Consider the following 19,255-nt stretch of genomic DNA (forward strand, 5'->3'; position numbering starts at 1 on the left):
GGTTAGTTCAGCGCTTTTTTCAAGTGTTCGGCCAATTCTGCAATGGTTTCTGGCGAGTCATTTTCAAAAATGATGTGCTTACGCTCAGCTTGTGGCGGTACACGAATTTGACTGAGCTCGGTATAAGGTTGCGCCAATGACCAACCAATATCGCTGGCCGTCCATTGCGTGACCGGTTTTTTACCTGCGCCAAGAATGGCTTTCATTGAAGGTACTTTTGGAACATTAATATCTGAAGTAACGCACAGCACCGCCGGAAGCGGTAATACCAACACTTCAACTTCGTCTTCCAAGGTGCGTTCAATCAATACGCCACCTTCGACAACTTGGATGCTACTGACGGCATTAAGCGCAGGAACTTGCAGCATCTCGCCCACTAATAGGCCAACCTGCTGTGCATATAAGTCGCCAGAGCCTTCGCCAAACAACATCAGATCAAAGCCTATTTTATTCGCCGCAGCGGCAATAACCTGAGCAGTATCATTGGGCAGCGCGCGTTCTAAAGCAGCATCTTGAACTAAATAGAGTTCATGGGGGCCACGTGATAAGACATCTTTCCGTACTTTCGTATTATCTAAGAATTTCCCCCCCACACTGAGTGCCACGACGTGACCATCGTCACCCGATAATTGCACCGCCGCCTCTATCCCATTGAGATCGAATTGACTTATTTTGGCATCGGCACGTTCAAAATTGAGTGTCTGTTCGGCAGTGACGGCAATATCTTGTTCTTCTGGCACGAGCTTGAAGCAGGTGATAATTTTCATGAAATCTCCTATCGGCAATAACAGATATACAAGGCTGATGGAGATATATTGATATTTCAGGGGTAAAAAAACGACATGATAATATGTTTTAGTTACCAACTATCTTGCAAAAAAAACATGTTCTGCTTATCACTGCGCACATCGATAACTTTCCCGTTAACCGCATGGATAGATAATGAAGAAAAAATAAAGTAAAAATGGCGCTCAGGTAAAAAATCTCATAACAGCAATATTATGTGACATCCATCATCATTATAAGGTGTGATTTTTTAAAAGTAGTCTTCAAGAAACATGATGCAAATAAAATTGATTTTGCGATGTAAAAACCCTGTTTTCATTTTGTATATTATCAGTCAAATAAAATGAGGAAATAACACATATAGAAGTGCCAATTGGATAGTGAGGGTGGCGTTTAGACCTCTTTTCTACCCACATATTATCTTGCACTGGAGGCAAACAATCTTGTTTTGGCCGGCTAAATTCATGGTATACATTAATGACTGCGGGGCATCTTAGGACTAAAGCGGAGGTCACCATGTATCAGCGTTGTTTGGATAATAATACCGATACCATTTTTGAAAATGGGCTAACACCTAAGCTCGCCAGATACGTCATTAGCGATGACCCCAACTGGGAATCTGGCCATCATATACATGAGGCCGAAACTGAGCTGATCTACGTGAAACAAGGCGTCGTCAAACTGACCATCGACTCATCAAATTATGTTGCTCAGGCTGGCGATATTATTGTTATTGAACGTGGTTGTCTGCACGCTTTGGCTTCCGATATCACTTCTCCCGCGACAACCTATGCTTGTGCTGTATATGGTTTCAAAATAAATGGGTTGGAAGAAAACCGGATCATGCAGCCTAACTCATACCCTATCGTCTCAGCAGTTAAAAATAAAAAAGAAATTCATGAAATCAGCCTATTATTGCCCCATAAAAAAGAGAACTTTTCATCTTCCGTCTATGATGCCTTTGGTTATCTTTTGACAGTGATATTTTATGAAAATTTCAAGAATGCCTATCGAACCAATGCAGGGCATATCATTAAAGACGTTTTGGTAAAAGATATTCTGATTTATTTAAATAATAATTACCGTGATAAAATCACGTTAAGCCAATTAGCAAAAAAATTCCGCGCCAGCGTCAGTTATATCTGCCATGAGTTTACGAAAGAATATCGAATCTCACCGATCAACTATGTGATTAAGCGGCGGATAACAGAAGCAAAATTTGCGTTGACCAATACTGAACGCTGTCTAAATGAAATCTCATTCCTCGTGGGTTATGAAAATGTCGATCACTTCACGAAATTATTTATTCGGCACGTCGGCTGTTCCCCATCGGAATACCGTAAACAGTTTAAGAGTGATCTTAATCGAGTGGAGTCTCAACCTGAATTGAGCGCAAACGCTGAGGTGTTGACTTAAGATAACGGGTAAACCAACTTCCACGAATAAATCACGCAACGGATAAAATCCATCCGTTCACATTCAAGCCTGTGAACGGATGAGTCATGACGCTATTTATTCTGGTAATCTTTCAAGATCTGACGCCCCGCAATATAAATCATAATCTCGTCAGTACCACCGCCAATACGCTCGCAGCGCACATCACGCCAGAATCGAGAAACGCGCGCATCATCGGTATAACCCAATCCACCCATAATCTGTATGGCGTCATCAATCACTTCCAACGCAGTACGAGCACAATATAACTTGCACAATGCAGCACTGGTTCTGAGTGATTCATGCATATCAGCTTGCCAAGCCACTTTTAACACCATATTGCGCATGTTTTCAATTTTGATGGCCATTAGTGCCAGCTTTTCTTGGATCATTTGGTTATACCCAATGGGCTTACCAAACTGAATCCGCTGATTGGCATATTTCGCCGCATCCTCAAAAGCGCACTCAGCAAAACCAGTACTACGAGCAGCGTTAATTAACCGTTCCATTTCAAAGTTATACATGACATTGAGGAAGCCCATACCTTCCTCTCCGACCATGTCGCTTTCATCCACTTCGACATTATCGAGGTAGACTTCGCAAGTGCTCAGCATGTGCCAACCGATTTTACGCAATGGGTTAATTTTGATACCGGGACTATTAGATTCAACCCACCAAAGCGTAAACGCCTTTTTCGGATCCTTCGGTTCAGGATCCCGAGCCAGTACCAACATATACGGATATTCTTTGGCGCCCGTGATGAAGGTCTTCTGGCCATTGAGGTACACTTTGCCGTTCTTGCGCGTGTAACTGGTGGTCGCACTATTATTGTCTGAGCCTGCGCCAGGTTCGGTCAAGGCTAGTGCATAAGCAGGGTCACCTGTGGCAAGTGTACTTTCTGCCGTTTTCTTTAATTGTTCTGGCGAACCGAATCGCAGCATACTGTGAATACACTGCCCATTCGTTATCAAAAATGCCGGTGCCCCGCATTTTGAAACTTCCATTAACGCCAACATTTGCGTCACGTAATCTGCTGGAATGCCATTATATTCTTCAGGAACACCCAGTAAGGAAATACCACTGTCCGATAACGCCCTCATAAATTCTTTGGGATAAGTTCCGGTTTGGTCGCATGTCCTAAAATACTCTTCCGGGAAATCACTGGTAATCAGTTCCCGAATACTCGCCAGCAATAACTCTTGTTCTTCGGTTAAGCTAAAGTCCATATTCTTTACTCCCCTTAATTATTTTCCTTCCGGCAAAATAAATCCCATGACATCATCGTAAAACATTCTTTCATCCATCAATTTCAGATCACTCGAGATAATGGGTGTAAAGTCCATTTGAGAGAGAATGTCTCTTTCCAGATCTACGCCAGGGGCAATTTCCACCAGATGCAATCCATCTTCTTTTAAGGTAAACACAGCACGTTCAGTGATATAACGAACATCTAAACCTCGCTCTAATGCTATTTTTCCACTGAATGTTATCTCTGGAATTTCCTTAATGAATTTTTTAACTTTACCTTCTTGAATAATTTTCAACGAGCCATCGCCAACTGTGGTTTTTAAACCTGCTGCTGTTAATGTTCCGCAAAATATAATTTTCTTCGAGGTGGCACTGATATCAATAAAGCCCCCTGTCCCCATAATTTTGCCATTAAACTTATGAACACCCACATTGCCTTGCTGGTCTATTTCAGCAAAACTTAAATAGCAGACATCCAAACCGCCGCCATGGTAAAAATCAAACTGCGAGGTCATATCAAGAATGGCTCGGGTATTCACGTTAGCCCCGAATGCAACGCCCTGTGTTGTAATCCCGCCAATCGGACCCGTTTCCACGGTGAGGACAAACTCATCAGCACAGCCTTCTTCCCTAGCGACCAAGCCAATTCCATCGGCGATCCCCACACCTACATTCCCGACAGCGCCTTTGCGCATTTCAAACAGTGCGCGGCGGGCAACGAGTTTGCGTTGGTTCAGCGGAATGTCCATTTTGGTGCTGTCATCCAGCACAAAATCACCGGATATAAATCGATTGACCGGTGCGCCGCCATAAAGCTGGGTTTGCGCGGGATCCACCACCACAATATCGACAAGATAACCGGGGATCCTGACTGCTTTGGGATGAAGGGTCGCTTTCTTGACCATCTTCTGCACCTGCATCATCACAATGCCACCATTGTTATGCACAGCTTGGGCGATCACTAAAGCATCGAGATACATCACTTCATCTTCGAAAGAGGCATAACCTTCGCTATCGCAGGTTGTGGCACGAATAAACGCCACGGTCGGGGCAATGGCTTTGTAGAAGAGATATTCCTGATTATCAATCTCGATTAATTTAATCAGCTCTTCTTTGGTCACTTCATTGAGCTTTCCACCTTGTTGGCGCGGGTCAACAAAGGTGCCGATACCAATGTGACTCAAGATGCCAGGCTGATGTGCGGCTGATGCTCGTATGACTTGTGTCAACACACCTTGCGGATAGTTATAGGCACTTATTTTATTTTGTTCAGCCAGCTCTGAAATACGCGGAGATTGTCCCCAATGCCCGCAAAGTGCCCATTTAATTAAACCTTCTTGCGCCAATGGGCTAATCCCTCTATCCGCTCTATCACCCAATCCTGTTGGACTAATGAGTGATAAATTTTTCGGAGAGTGGATATTTTTATATTGCTCAGCTAATGCAGTAATTAAGGTCGTCGCTTCAAGAATCCCACCGCCTGCACCTAATACACACAGCGTCGCTTCATCCGGGATATATTTTACTGCATCCTCAGCGGATAAAACGGGAACTCGACCATTAATACGTTTCGGTCTTTCCAGTTTCATAGGTACTCCTAATTATGACTGAACTTATTTTTATTCAATAGATAAAAGGCCTTAATAGCCATTAAGGAATGAAAAATAACAACTCGGTATATTGGCTCAGAAGTTAATTTAATTCCTGAGCCAGGGCTTAATTAATATCAGATTATGATTGATGTATTATTGTTAAAGCAGATCTTAAATCTTTAATATCTATCTGCCCAGGTGCAGAAGCTTTTTTCAACGCACCAAAAGTGGCCGCTGAACCAAAGACTTCGCCCGATAAACGAGAAATAATACCCAGCTTAGACATTGACATCGTAATAATCGGTCGGTCAGCATATTTCTCATGCATTTCCAACGTGGCGGCTAACAGTGTTAGCACATCACTTTTGTTTTGCGGCATTAACGCTATTTTGGGAATATCCGCGCCGAGTTCTTGCATTTTACGCAAGCGCTTAACAATCTCGTCTTTCGGCGGCGTTTTATGGAAATCGTGATTAGACATGATCACTTTGACACCTTTGCGATGAGCATGCGCTATCATGCCGCTCACGGCTTGGTCGCCAGTAAACAGCTCTAAGTCAATCATGTCCACTTGGCCGCTATCGATAAGCGTTTTATTCAACGTAAGATAATCTTCAGTAGATATCTCTTTTTCGCCCCCTTCTTTCGCGGTGCGGAAGGTAAAAAGGATCGGCTTATCGTGAATAATACTTCTCAGTTGATGGGCTGCATCAAGAATAGCCGCCATATTGTTTACATCATCAAAATGGTCGATACGCCATTCTAAAATATCAAAGTCGAACGCTTGGTAATATTGCGCTTCAGAATGGATGGAGGACACCTCTTTACCCATCAATGACACGATGATTTTGGGTGCGCCTTCACCTATTTCCAGACCTTTCACTGTTACGGTTTTCATTCTTTCCCTTCCATTCATACCTGATAACGGGAGACAGTCCGTCTGACCCTCGCTGAGGATAATTACGCGTTGAACCCCATCACCTTTTTAACATGCTCCAGCGGGAATTCTTTACCGGTCCACAGTTTAAACTGCTCAGCCCCCTGCCATAACAACATTCCATATCCATCAACCGTTTTACATCCAGCATCCATGGCCATTTGTAATAACTTGGTGATGTGCGGATTGTAGACACACTCAGAAACCAGCAACTCTGGGCGTAGCATAGCAATATCACTGACAATACTTTCATTTTCCAGTGGTTTCATTCCCACTTTTGTTCCATTGGTCAGAATATCTGCACCGGCAATCGCATGGGCAAAGGCTTTCTGATTCGCTAAATCGTTAACGGTCACGGTGCAGTCTGTATTGTCATTGACGCGTTTAGCAAAGGCGAGTGCTTCTTCGTAAAACTCATCCCGCCGGTTAAATAGCATGATTTCTTTGATGCCTTCAATGGCAGCCTGAGCACCAATGGCTGTCGATGCCCCACCAGCACCCACTAGCACCATTTTTTTGCCTTTGATATCAAAGCCCGTTTCTTTGATGGCCCGAATATGACCCGTCCCATCCGTGTTGTATCCCCGCAGAAAACCGTTGTCGTTAACGATAGTATTAATGGCCCCAACCAATTTTGCCGCTGGCGTTAATTCATCAACATATTGGCAGGCCAATTGCTTGTTAGGCATAGAGACACCGGTGCCGCGCATTTTTAATGCTTTCAGACCTTCAATCGCTTTACCGAAAGTCGAATTATCAACTTCAAAAGCCATGTAGGTATAAGGTAAGCCCACCTCTTCCAGCGCTTTATTCTGCATTTCAGGCGATAAACTGTGTCTGATCGGATAAGCCATTAAGCCGATCAATTCATATTTTGCGGTAACATCCATTTGCAACTCCTCACTCTATTATTATGCCTGATAGATGCCCATTAATATTCTGTGGTAGATGCGCTATTCGATAAATAGACAATTCCGCCGTATAAAATAATGGGCACTTTTATTTAATTGTAATACCGTGCTCAGTCTCATTCATGACTGCCGCATCGCTAATTATTGGAAGAACCGCTCACCAAAACGAAAATCAGTTTTAGGGATCTTGAAGACTTTATAGTAGCGAACGAACACAACCAGTGCGGTAATTAAGGCGACTACCGCGAATACAATATCCAGCAATATGATATATTGCAGACCAATAGTGGATAAATAGCCGGTTATGAGGGGAATAATAAAGTTGGCTAGTCCTCCCATCATCATATAAACACTGGTGACTTTGGCTTTGCTCTTTGGGAAAAACTCTGACATAACAGAGACACCCAATTGTAATATCCCACCGGCAGCAGAGAAGCCAATAACAAATGCACCGACATTACAAACCAGCGGGGAGGGATACAGATAGATCACCGTGGCCGCAATAACCGCCAATCCCGTATTAAATACATTAGCCCAGACTGGGCGTACCATACTTTTGAGCAGAAATGCGAAGAGGAACACGCACACTAGTGAACCCAGACTGTAGTAAGAGATGGTTTTTAGCGCTTCAGCTTCAGCCATTCCGGCAAAAGCCATGGCGTATTTCGGCATCCAAACCACAATGACGTAGAATGTTGAAAACGCAGCAACGCCAAAGATGACCGAGGCCACACCTTCCAGCCAAGCCAGTGGTTTACTACTCATCTGAGGTAAGTCCTTGGCGATGGCAGCATCAACAATCTGACTGGGGAATTGACTTCTCATGACCAATACGGTAACCAAAATAAACAGTAGACCGGGAATGACCATGGCATAGCCAAACCAGAGTTGGCTGACCAACAAATAGCTGACTAACATCGGATAGAACATTTGCCCAAATGAAATTGTCGCCTTAAGCAGGATGACAGCCGAACCTGACGTTTTGGGGTAGCACTCCATCAATGCAGGATAGCCACCGGTATCCAATGCCGCATTCGCAGCACCGACACAAAACGCCAGTATAAAAGCAACAATCAGATTAGGGCTGGCGAGAATACCAAAGAAGAACACGATATATAATGCGATACCCATCAAAATAACTGAGCGTCGACCGAACTTGTCAGAAATGACGCCGAAAAATAGGATACAGACCAATCGTCCTAAGCCTATACCCGAGATCACATAAGCTATTCCGGCACTATCAGTATTAAATTTTTCTGCTAAGTGAGTCATATTCTGCGCCAATGTAATGACACTGATGCCATGAAGAAAATAGCTCAGGTATATACTCAACGCAGCTAATAAGAATGGCGAATTAAAGGCCTTACTCTGGCTCATGCTTCTCTCCGTTTATTGTTGATTTTTTTATTTTCAATCATTTTACTTGTTTTAAAACCAGTGGAATCAAATCATTTACTGCATTTCCAATAAACCATCCGCTATCATTAATGTATATAACGGCACCAATGATTAATACGTAATATAACGTTTTCATTTTCAACTTTATTGCAGTGCAGGGTAAACACGTCAAACGCCGATTGTTGATAATTTGTTTTTTATTTTACAAGCTGAATACTTCAGTGTCGTTGGCAAAAAAACACCTTGACCAGCATTCTCATTTTTCCATTTTTTGTGAGGCAGTTAATATTTCTACTCTTTAAAATGAAACTATGACGCGAGAGATTTTAAAAAAAATGCCTAATTGATGATGACCTCACGATAATGGTGAACTTTCAGGCATTATCACAAAATAAGTTCACGTGAAGTCAGTCACACGAATAAGCAATGAGTATTGTTTCCTCGCATTATGACGAGAAACATTTAACAATCCGTTCACTCACGCTGTTCTTATCCACCAGAATAAATACATGCTTTATTGCACTGCACCATAATAATTTTGCATACGCCATACATGTCCCTTTGATCCTTTCCCGTTCGCCTCTTAAAGTACGGCATAATTATTCACCGATGAAATAAGGTAACTCGCCGATTTTATTCAATAAATCCAGTTCAACTAGCAACGAACCACGACGTTATGTGACCAATACCCTAGTACAAACTGTGGGTTTATCGTATGTTCAACCATTCACTCAAACGATCAGGGTGCTCATCGAACAGCAATTCCAAGAGCGCACAATATTAACAGGGCAAGTAGCCGTTATCGCCCTTCTGCTGACGTTAATGTCACGAGAAACAAAATGAATTTAAAACAATTACATTACTTTAAGCGTTTGGCAGAAAAGCAGCATTATACGGAAGCCGCCACCAGCTTGTTCATTGCTCAACCGTCATTAAGCCATGCCATATCGGAACTTGAAAAAGAGTTAGGCGTGACCTTATTTGAAAAAACGGGCAGAAATGTGAGGATAACGCAGTGTGGAAAAATATTTTTACCCTATGTTGAGAATGCATTGCTTGAATTGGAAAACGGGCGTCTTGCATTACGGCAAATGAACGGTAACCAAAATAACACCATCAGGCTGGCATTTATTTACACCATGGGAGAAAGAGTTGTCCCTCAGTTAATCGACCAATTTATACAAATTCCCGACAATAAAAATAAGCGCTTTTGCTTTTATCAAGGCACCTCTTCTTCCATTGTTGAAGATCTCAAAGCCGATAAATTCGATTTGGCTTTTTGTTCTCTTATGCCAGAGGAGCCTGAAATAGAGTTTATTCCGCTAATTAGCCAAGAACTGGTATTGGTCACTTCCCGTGACCATCCCTTGGCGCAACGTAATGAAAGTGAAATCGCTTTAGAGGATACCATCCCCTATCCGTATATCTTTTTTTCACAAAAAAGCGGGCTACGTCAGTTTATTGACAAAATGTTTATGCAGAAACAACTGATCCCAGAAATTACCTGTTATGTCGAGGAAGATACGGCAATGGTTGGGCTTGTGGGTATCAATTACGGTATTGCGATTATGCCGCGTATCAGCACACTTTCGCATTCCAACGTCCATGTTATGCATATAAAAGATCCCGGCCCAACACGCTATATCTATCTGGCGACCCGTAAAGATCAGGCGCTATCACCCGCAGCCTATGCATTTAAGAAGTTTGTCTTTAGTGCATGCCAACGAATGACCTTCACATAGCCGGGTTATCAGCGTTAATTACCTATCGTGTAGACAACTGGCGTGTAGACAACTGCCTTGCAGACAGAGAGGATAACATCCTAAATATCCTCCCTGCCTACTTCTGATCATTCGCTGCCATACCTCAGTGCTTCATGCCTCAACTTGATTCATCTTAAGCCGATAGCCACGCTCTTTTCTGCTGCGATAACCAATGAATAACGCCGTTAAAAAGCCTGCTGCCGCGAGGCCAACATCAAACCACATAATGCTGGCGATACTGGTTTGCGAAAGTTTGGCGGTAATTAATGGGATGGTGAATGTGGCTAAACTCCCCGCGCTATAAAAAATAGCCGTGGCCTTGCCTTTGCCTTGAGGGAAACGCATAGCCATCAGTGTTAACCCTAGTTGCATGACGCCACCTGCGGCCGAGAAGCCAATGACAAATGAAAAAATAAAGACCGTCATCACCGTGGTATGCAAACAAACTGCTAGCAACGCAATAAATGAGATAAAGGTGTAAAGCATGAGTAGTGTGGTTGAACTTACCGTTTTCTTCACCAACCCTGCGGTGATAAAAACACACAGCAGCGAGCCTAAGGTGTAGACACTTAATAATTTAATCGACAGCGTATAAGACATCCCTGCTACAAATTGCCCATACTGCGCCAACCACTGGCTGATGAGATAAAACGTCGCCATAGCGATGTAGCCATATAACGTAAAGCTAGCGAGATCTACCATTGAGCAGGTATGACTTTGAGACGCAGTCACCTTAGCAACAGGAGGCTCGACCTCAGTACTGGGTAGTACATTATGCGAGGGGAATGGGCATTTGAACAAAAATAGTGCATTCATGAACATGATGCTGGCCGCCACCAAAAATGACCAACCGAACCAAAGATCAAACCACACAAGAAGGCTTATCATAAACGGCAAAATAAACTGGCCGCCGGAAACAAACGCTTTGATGAGGATATTGGCTGTGCTCGGTGTCTTGGGGAAAGCCTCCATCAACGAGGGGTAGGTTCCCGAATCGAGGAAACTGTTTGCCATCCCTGCCAAGAAACCGAAACAGTAGGCGACGACGATACTTTGGGTGCTGAGGACACCGAGGAAAAAACCGATGTAGCAAGCCATTCCCAAAAAGATAAAAGGTTTTCGACCAAAACGATCGGAGAGCATCCCCGCAATCAGCAGAATGCTGAGTCGCCCAATGCCCAATGAAGAAATCACAACCGAGACACCTGCTGCATCTGTTTGCCACTGTTGCTGTAGATGAGGCATATTCAAACTGATCAATATGACCCCCATGCCATGGACCAGATAATTGATATACAGGCCGATAGACGTGGGTATGTAATTTTGTTTCATATAAGCCTTTTTCAGCAAAGAAATTTTTTTATTTGGTCTAGGGATGCTTTACGTGCTTTGATAGAAAACTTTTTATGGATTTTAAAAATGATGCCGATGGGCATAATGGCCACTGGTGATTTCGGTCGTAAAAGATAGAAAACTCTCATCATTAAATTTAATACGGCAGGCGAAATCTCACCTTATTTCCATACTAGCAATCCTATCCAGCAATAAATAATTCATTTTTTTAAAGCAATCCATAGATTATTTCTATTGCCAAAGAGTACTCATGCCTTTCGTTTTCTCTCGCCTTATCGCTGGGTTGATTTCAATGCTAATAGCTTATTATTAACTACATAATCGCAACATCCATGTTGGGTACTTAACAAATGCTAATTGTTATTTTTGTGGGCCAAGCTCTGCTTTAGCATAATCTTTCCAGATCATGAGAATAGAGCTCGGCTGCGACTGACTGATATATCTTCCATTCTAAAAAATCCCCTTCAGGATAGATTGAACGGAATGCCTCATAATCAGGGAAAAAACGCATCGTATTATTCCCAATACGATTGTTTATCTTGTCGATAATGGCATTAATCCTTTTTCTTCTCTTTTCGTTCATCAATGTCAGTGTTTCTATCACCGCAACGGGGATCACTTGTTCTCCATTCTCCCACTGTTGCCACATCTGCACTTTTTTAATTTCTTCGATATTATCACCTAAAATAAACTGCGCTGATTCTTCGATACTCATAAAAAAAAGCTGACGTAACGCCTGTAATTCTAAATAGTTCATAATACGATAACTCCTAGAGTGATCAGAACAGATGATTAGATAACACTAATTAGCCTTGGGACGAAATGATCATTATCACAATAAGTTAAACCGGTTATTCCCCTGCCTGCGGAGCAAGTGCGGTTATCATCGGTTTCCGGCTTATATCTCGTCGCCATTATGGACAACGACAGAACACTGTTTGGGTATTCGCGATTGTATCGCCAACAACGCCATTATTAAGTCTCAACTTTTTGGCGTAGATTTTGACGCTTACCGCTCAAATGTTAATATAGCGCGCAAAAGGAACCCAAAAATACGATGAGAAAGGACATGTTTTGAACACTGAAGGCAAAATACGTTTGTGGCCAAGGTTCGCGTTATATGCACTAGTGATCTTCCTATTGGCGGGATGCTCAAGCAAAACAAATCGCGACTACTCGACCCTGCCTAAAGGCAGCTATAACGACAAAACCTATACTGTTCAGCGGGGGGATACGCTGTATTTTATTGCTTGGATCAGTGATTCAGAAGTCAGTGAACTTGCGCGTATCAACAAAATTCGTCCTCCTTATCAACTCGAAGTAGGACAGAAACTTCATCTCAGCAGTTCCTCTGCCGCAACGCGTCAAACCGCCAGCAAACGTAAATCGTCCAGTACGGCGATAGTTAAGTCGACACCACCGCCGGGAGCCAATCGCTGTTGGCGCTGGCCGACAAGTGGTCAGATAATCTCGAAGTACTCCACCGCCGATGGAGGGAACAAAGGCATTGATATCGCGGGTAAACGCGGTCAGCCCATCTATGCATCAGCGAAGGGACGGGTTGTTTATGTCGGTAATCAGCTACGGGGTTATGGGAACTTAATTATGATTAAGCATGGCAATGACTTCATTACGGCTTATGCCCATAACGACACGATGCTGGTGAAGAATGGACAGGATGTCAGTGCTGGGCAAAAAATCAGCACCATGGGGAGCACGGGGACCGATAAACTGATGTTGCACTTCCAAATTCGTTATCGGGCCACCGCCCTTGATCCCCTACGCTATTTACCCGCACAAGGGACATCGCCGAAATGCTAGTCTACCAAGAATGCATTAACGGCTCACATCATCACAGCTCATTTCCCCGCTTATTGCTGTTGCCATAAGTCAAAAGGCTCCTGAAAGGGAGCCTTGAGACAGCTGACAAAGTGCCGATTGCACAGAAGACAAGCAGATCGTAAAGACGCCGTAAAATCATCCCTGAGGGCTCGAGCCGCGCTATCCTTGGCGCGGACGCTTTACTCTTCTGCCTGTCCTCACTATTCCTGATCAAGTCATTGGTGTTTTTCAGAAGTCAAAAGGCCCCCAGTGGGAGCCTTTTTATTTTGGGTACTTAATCTACTTTGCGTCTGTTACTACTCAGCGCAACATTTGATTCATTACGCCAGAATTTGTTTCACGAAAGTTTTGATTTCTTCAACCTGACAGTTATCGAAGAAGCACTGCTGGAAACGCTCACCGCTCACGGCAGTTTTCACCAGTTCTGGATCGATAGCACGCAGGGTATCCAGATAGTTATCTTTCACCACTGCCGCTTTCACTTGATTCAAGATACCGGCATTACGCACTTGTGGCTCTTTACGATCCAGTGGGTAGCCTTCACCTTTCACGCCGGTAAATGCTTTTTCAAAGATATAACGCACATTCAGCTCAGCACCCCAGCCAAAACCTTTGGCGTATGGCAGTGATAATGCATTACCGTTATTGATTTGAGCAAACAGGAAAGCATCCGCTGGATCGATGCAGTAACCACACACCACACCTGGGTGAATGTTTAAAGACATCATTGCGCCTTGACCTGTACCACAACCGGTGACCACAAAATCAACTGCTTTAGAGTTCAGCAAGATGCTGGCCATGATCCCCAAATGGATATAAGTCAGATGGTGATCGTTCTCATCACTCATACCAACGTTATAGACTGGGTACGCTTTTTCTGAGGCTACAGCATTCAGCTCTTTCAGAATTATCGCGTTTTTCGTTGCCTGACTGTTTTCCATCATCAGTGCAATTTTCATTATTTCATCTCCGATTGGTCAATGGCATGTGGTCCATTGAAGGTGTCATGTTGAATTTAATTGTATCGAAGATAGCACCACTAAAACAACATTTCAATTTTAATGAAAATAAGTTCTACGCAAATCACACATCGGAATTGATCTGGCTAGGAAGCACTCTTCACCCTTGAATTTTCTGTTTATGCACCGTTATGCGGCGACGCTGATAAGAAAGGATATAGCGAGTTTATCGGATTAGCAGGCAGAATGACCACAGCAGAGTTGCCCTTATAAACGAAGGCAAGCCGTGTCGGTACACGGCTTGGGGGACATCTAAAACCAAGGCATATCGATGTTAGTGATGTAACATCTCATGGACGATGTCATCCTTATTCAAGGTTATCGGATAGAAAGTAGGCCAGTTATCCATTTCTTGAAGCAATTTTTCTTGCGATTCGTTGCCGGTATAGATATGAAAATGATGGGATTTTTGTGCCTTAATGATATGGTCGCTAAATTGAACATACTTAGGGGCTTTTGAATCACTATCTTTGCATTCAAACAAATAACGTACGCCCTTCTTCCCTGACGCATAGTGCATGATTTTAAAGCCGGAATAGGTATATTTGCAGGAATTGACTGCTTTCGCAGTGTGAAAATCGATCGTACCATCTTCGATGCCAATCATATTGACATCAGTCGCGTAGCCTTTCTTGTAATACTCTCGGTATTCCTCAACGCTTTTATCTTTATTTTTATTCGCCTTGCTCACCAATACCGCGTCCAAGTCACCTTTCAATAAATAGGGATTAATGGATTGCCAGACTCCATCCCAATCACTGAGTGTTCTATCTGTCACGTCTTTATCTTCAAATATACCTTCACTTGCTTTGCGCTCCGCTTCAGTTTGTTGATGCTCATGGGCATGGCCATGATTACCGTGAGCTAATAAGTTAAAACTCATTAGTGAGGTACAGACACTAAGCGCGATAAGTGATCGGCGGGCAAATTTTTGTGGCATGACAACTCCTCATTGAATGCTTGAAATGTAATGTTATACTATTACATAACCAGCAATCAATAGGCATGTTTGCTAAGGCTAAAGAATCGCAGCACGTCAAAAACTAACGTTTTTTGCGATTACGATGCATATCAATGGCAACGGCACTGACGATAATGATCCCTTTAATAATGTCTTGGATGTAGGAGTCCACCCCGATAAAAGTGAAACCACTTTTGATCAATCCCAAAATCACCGCACCAATAACCGTTCCTGTTATTCTGCCGACGCCACCCATCAAGCTGCTACCACCGATCACTGCGGCAGCAATCGCATCCAATTCATAGGATTGCCCCATGCTGGATTGTCCGCTACTCACCCGCGCAGCTAGAACCACACCGGCTAACCCCGCCAGTCCTCCCGCAATGGTATAAACGGTCACCAAATACCGATTAACGTTAATTCCAGAGACTTTTGCAGAGATCATATTTCCACCGATGGCATAAACATATTTGCCATAACGGGTATGTCTAAGAGCAATATGGAAAATCACAGCAATAACCAAGAAAATAATCACCGGCATCGCGCCTTGGCCTATTGCAGTAAAATTATCGGATAGAAAACTGACTGGGTTTCCTTTTGTGTAATATTGAGCAAGCCCTCTGGCCGAAACCATCATACCCAATGTTGCAATAAAGGGGGGAATGCCCGTGCGGGTAATCAAGAAGCCATTAATAAAGCCACATATTATCCCAACCCCTATTCCGGCGGTAATGGGGATAGCAGCGGGTAAATCTAACAAGTGGGGATACATCGGGGAAATACTGTCAGAGGTCTGCGCTAAACTCGCAGCAACGACGGCAGTTAGGGCAATTAAAGAACCGGAAGAAAGATCAATACCCGTGGTAATAATCACTTGCGTTACCCCAACCGCAATAATACCGATAATCGAGACTTGCAGAATAATCAGTAGTAACCGGTTAGGATTTAATAAAAATGATTGATCGCGAATAAACCAACCCATAAATTCAAATATTAAAGCAATACCTATCATAACAATAAAAATGCCGGTGTCTTTTGGTAATTTACCTTTTAGCCCTGACATAAAGGGTTGTGCTGTTGTTGAGTTAATCGTAGATGATTTATCAATTTTAGCATTACTCATTATCGTTACCTTTCTGCAATTATTCAGAGGCCAATGCCATTATTTTCTCTTGGCTGGCATCTTGTTTATCCAGTATTCCAGTAATATGACCGCCGTGCATTACCATGACTCGATCGCTCATACCGAGGATCTCTGGTAATTCAGATGAAACCAAAATAATGGCAACACCACGGTTCGCCAATTCACTAATTAAACGGTAAATTTCCGCCTTTGCACCGACATCAATTCCCCTTGTGGGTTCATCAAGAATCAGTATTTTAGGCTGAGCCAATAACCAGCGAGCGATCAGTACCTTTTGTTGATTTCCGCCACTCAAGTTATTAATGATTTGATCCATTGTTGGTGTTTTAATATTTAATCTTTTAATCTGCTCTAGACAGTCTTGAGCCATTTGTCCATGACTGACGAATCCTTTTTTATTGATATACTCTGAAAGATTCACAATACTCATATTCTCAACGACGGATAGCACTAAGAATAAACCTGACTTTTTGCGATCTTCGGTAAGAAATGCTAATCCCTGTTCAATCGCTTTTGATGGCGAATGGATGTCGACTGGTAAGCCCTCAATGAGAATCTCACCACCGTCAGCGGGATGCATACCAAATAAGCTTTCCATGACTTCACTACGCCCAGCCCCCACTAAGCCTGCAACACCGAGTATCTCACCCCGCTTAACGGCGAATGAAATATCACGGAATAATCCTTCGCGATGTAATCCAGTAACTCTAAGCACTTCCTCCCCAATATTATTGTTAAATTTCGGGAACATATGAGTCAGCTCACGGCCTACCATCATCGTGATAAGCGATTGTTTAGTGAGGTTTTTTGTTTTATCGGTGGCGACAAACATACCATCGCGAAAAATACTGACTTCATCCGTAATTTCAAAAATCTCATCCATTTTGTGGCTAATATAGATAATCCCTTTACCCTGTTCTTTTAATTCATTAATAATCGTAAAAAGGTGAAAAACTTCCCCTTCTGTCAATGCTGAGGTAGGTTCATCCATTATTAGTACATCTGCATCATAGGATACTGCTTTCGCTATCTCGACCATTTGTTGACTAGCGATATTCAATTCCCCTACGAGTATATCGGGTTTCAATTTTATATTAAGATGCTGCAATAAACTCTTTGTTTTGCTATTCAGTACATCATGGTTAACCAAACCAAAATGAACAGGTTCACGCCCTAACCAAATATTTTCCGCCACCGTCATATGTGGCACTAAATTGAGCTCTTGATGAATCATAGCAATTCCGGCATGAAGTGCATCAAGCGTGTCATTAAAAGTAACCTGTTCACCTCTTATTTTTATTGAACCTTCATCAGGCTGATATATTCCAATCAAACACTTCATCAGCGTAGATTTTCCCGCACCATTCTCGCCCATTAGTGCGTGAACACTTCCTGATCTTATTTTAATGCCCACTCTATTCAATGCTTTGACACCAGGGAATTGCTTACTGATACCTTCAGCTTCGAGAATGTAAGGGTACATATCATCATCTCCGGAATCATCACGATGCCTTAGTTTCATCATGCCGTACTCATTTATATTTTAAAAATAATAAGTACGGCATATTTTTCTGACTCAAATAGGCTTGATGAGGTTTTTATGGACAGTGATAAAAATTAAATAATAACTAGCCTATCTCTTGTAATTATTAATGGTTAAAATTCCAATAACAGACTTCATTTTTACTTTTGATTTTTATTGGCGAAATCTTGATAGTTTTCTTTGGTAATTAACTGATAGGGGATCATCACACTACTTTCCACTTTCTGCCCAGACGCTAATTTAATGGCAGTATCAACAGCCCCTTCTCCTTGGCCTTTAGCATCTTGGAAAATGCTGATACTCAAGTCACCTTTTTTAATAAATTCTAGAGCGTCTGGAGTGCCATCAATACCACCAATGACGACACCTTTTTTCTTCGCTTGTTTTAAGGCAAGGATCGCACCAATCGCCATTTCATCATTATTCGACGCAATGGCATCAATTTGTTGGCCAGAAAGAATCCAATCGGTAGTGACATCAACGGCTTCTTTACGGAAGAATTTTGCTGTTTGTTTATCAATAATATGGATATCGGGATACTGGGCAGCAACTTTCTCAACGCCACGGGTTCTATCGCGGGTCGCTTCACTTGATAGTTCCCCCATCAAGATCATCACGTTCCCCTTGCCTCCCATCAATTTGGCAATCTCCTCCATCTGTAAACGCCCTGCCAGTTCTGAATCAGAACCGACATAGGCCATACCCGCAGGCAGAGTGATTTCCGGACGACGATTGACAAAAACCAGTGGGATTTTGGCTTGCTCAGCTAATTTGATCATCGGCTTTACGCCTTGAGTATCAACTGGGTTAAGAATGATCGCGTCCACACCTTGGCTGACAAAGTTTTCTACCTGTTGAATTTGTTGCGCAATATCACCTTTAGCATCTTCAAATTGCCCAGAAACATTCCCCTCTTCCTTCATTTTATTTTGCATTGACTGACGCAGTATTGTCAGGAAGTTATCATCGAAGTAAGCCATGGACACGCCGACTTTTAGGTCTTTAGCGTTAGTCACCAACGGCAGCAGGCAGACAGCAAGTGAGGCAATGATGATCTTTTTCAGCTTCATGAGTTATACCCTTCAATAGTGGAATGCATTAACATTTTTATACCTGCTGATTGAAAATAATTTTTTACAATCACATAACTTAATCTGTGACTATTTCCTCAGTCTTCGGCATTTCAATGCGCTTTCCGTGAATGCAACCGCCCCATCCCCGGTCTCTAAATTATAAATATCTTAATTAAAAACAATAAATTGGTAGGAACTTCTTTTTTATCAGCTATCTCCTTCACTCTTTATTAAATGTTTATTTCAAAATT

General features: G+C 42.7%; 16 protein-coding genes. 3 read left to right on the forward strand and 13 right to left on the reverse strand.

Annotated features, from left to right (window positions below):
• Nucleotides 1–2 precede the first annotated feature (2 nt).
• Nucleotides 3–767, reverse strand: a complete 765-nt coding sequence (locus DA391_RS12655; protein WP_050285960.1) for an electron transfer flavoprotein — start codon at nt 765–767, stop codon at nt 3–5.
• A gap of 535 nt (nt 768–1,302) precedes the next feature.
• Here DA391_RS12655 and DA391_RS12660 point away from each other — a divergent pair.
• On the forward strand, nt 1,303–2,202 hold the full coding sequence (locus DA391_RS12660; RefSeq protein ID WP_050285962.1) for an AraC family transcriptional regulator: 900 nt from the start codon (nt 1,303–1,305) through the stop codon (nt 2,200–2,202).
• A 92-nt stretch (nt 2,203–2,294) separates the two neighbouring features.
• Here DA391_RS12660 and DA391_RS12665 read toward each other — a convergent pair whose 3' ends face one another.
• The 5 genes from DA391_RS12665 to DA391_RS12685 all read right to left on the reverse strand — a co-directional run bounded on the left by DA391_RS12665 (nt 2,295) and on the right by DA391_RS12685 (nt 8,285).
• Entirely contained in the window at nt 2,295–3,446 is a 1,152-nt protein-coding gene (locus tag DA391_RS12665; RefSeq protein ID WP_108087778.1) for an acyl-CoA dehydrogenase, read from the reverse strand.
• Between the two features lie 18 nt (nt 3,447–3,464).
• Complete coding sequence (locus DA391_RS12670) at nt 3,465–5,057, reverse strand: acyl CoA:acetate/3-ketoacid CoA transferase (RefSeq protein WP_049605184.1); 1,593 nt, start codon at nt 5,055–5,057, stop codon at nt 3,465–3,467.
• Nucleotides 5,058–5,199: 142 nt separating this feature from the next.
• On the reverse strand, nt 5,200–5,958 hold the full coding sequence (gene aroD / locus DA391_RS12675; protein WP_050081506.1) for a type I 3-dehydroquinate dehydratase: 759 nt from the start codon (nt 5,956–5,958) through the stop codon (nt 5,200–5,202).
• 62 nt (nt 5,959–6,020) lie between these two features.
• On the reverse strand, nt 6,021–6,887 hold the full coding sequence (gene ydiB / locus DA391_RS12680) for a quinate/shikimate dehydrogenase (RefSeq protein ID WP_050081507.1): 867 nt from the start codon (nt 6,885–6,887) through the stop codon (nt 6,021–6,023).
• Nucleotides 6,888–7,049: 162 nt separating this feature from the next.
• Nucleotides 7,050–8,285, reverse strand: coding sequence for an MFS transporter (locus DA391_RS12685; protein ID WP_108087779.1), 1,236 nt, complete (start codon nt 8,283–8,285; stop codon nt 7,050–7,052).
• Between the two features lie 860 nt (nt 8,286–9,145).
• Here DA391_RS12685 and DA391_RS12690 point away from each other — a divergent pair.
• Nucleotides 9,146–10,048 carry a LysR family transcriptional regulator gene (locus DA391_RS12690; RefSeq protein ID WP_050081508.1) on the forward strand — a complete coding sequence of 301 codons (903 nt, stop codon included), beginning with the start codon at nt 9,146–9,148 and terminating at the stop codon, nt 10,046–10,048.
• Nucleotides 10,049–10,180: 132 nt separating this feature from the next.
• Here the strand turns inward: DA391_RS12690 and DA391_RS12695 are convergent, their stop codons facing one another.
• Nucleotides 10,181–11,401 carry an MFS transporter gene (locus DA391_RS12695; protein ID WP_050081509.1) on the reverse strand — a complete coding sequence of 407 codons (1,221 nt, stop codon included), beginning with the start codon at nt 11,399–11,401 and terminating at the stop codon, nt 10,181–10,183.
• Between the two features lie 406 nt (nt 11,402–11,807).
• Nucleotides 11,808–12,179 (reverse strand): YdiL family protein, encoded by a 372-nt coding sequence (locus tag DA391_RS12700; RefSeq protein WP_050081510.1) that lies wholly within the window; start codon nt 12,177–12,179, stop codon nt 11,808–11,810.
• 335 nt (nt 12,180–12,514) lie between these two features.
• Between DA391_RS12700 and actS the strand changes: the two genes are divergently transcribed.
• Nucleotides 12,515–13,243 carry an amidase activator ActS gene (actS, locus tag DA391_RS12705; protein WP_050081841.1) on the forward strand — a complete coding sequence of 243 codons (729 nt, stop codon included), beginning with the start codon at nt 12,515–12,517 and terminating at the stop codon, nt 13,241–13,243.
• A 341-nt stretch (nt 13,244–13,584) separates the two neighbouring features.
• Here actS and DA391_RS12710 read toward each other — a convergent pair whose 3' ends face one another.
• The 5 genes from DA391_RS12710 to DA391_RS12730 all read right to left on the reverse strand — a co-directional run bounded on the left by DA391_RS12710 (nt 13,585) and on the right by DA391_RS12730 (nt 19,001).
• Nucleotides 13,585–14,223, reverse strand: coding sequence for an RpiB/LacA/LacB family sugar-phosphate isomerase (locus DA391_RS12710; protein ID WP_019209757.1), 639 nt, complete (start codon nt 14,221–14,223; stop codon nt 13,585–13,587).
• Nucleotides 14,224–14,557: 334 nt separating this feature from the next.
• Nucleotides 14,558–15,166: a metal-binding protein ZinT gene (gene zinT / locus DA391_RS12715; RefSeq protein ID WP_230820118.1), complete on the reverse strand. Its 609-nt coding sequence runs from the start codon at nt 15,164–15,166 to the stop codon at nt 14,558–14,560.
• A 160-nt stretch (nt 15,167–15,326) separates the two neighbouring features.
• Nucleotides 15,327–16,367, reverse strand: coding sequence for an ABC transporter permease (locus tag DA391_RS12720; RefSeq protein ID WP_050081512.1), 1,041 nt, complete (start codon nt 16,365–16,367; stop codon nt 15,327–15,329).
• Nucleotides 16,368–16,386: 19 nt separating this feature from the next.
• Nucleotides 16,387–17,871 (reverse strand): sugar ABC transporter ATP-binding protein, encoded by a 1,485-nt coding sequence (locus DA391_RS12725; protein WP_050081842.1) that lies wholly within the window; start codon nt 17,869–17,871, stop codon nt 16,387–16,389.
• A 200-nt stretch (nt 17,872–18,071) separates the two neighbouring features.
• Nucleotides 18,072–19,001, reverse strand: a complete 930-nt coding sequence (locus DA391_RS12730) for a sugar ABC transporter substrate-binding protein (protein ID WP_057643943.1) — start codon at nt 18,999–19,001, stop codon at nt 18,072–18,074.
• Nucleotides 19,002–19,255: the final 254 nt, after the last annotated feature.

Source organism: Yersinia massiliensis (assembly GCF_003048255.1).
Classification (GTDB): domain Bacteria; phylum Pseudomonadota; class Gammaproteobacteria; order Enterobacterales; family Enterobacteriaceae; genus Yersinia; species Yersinia massiliensis_A.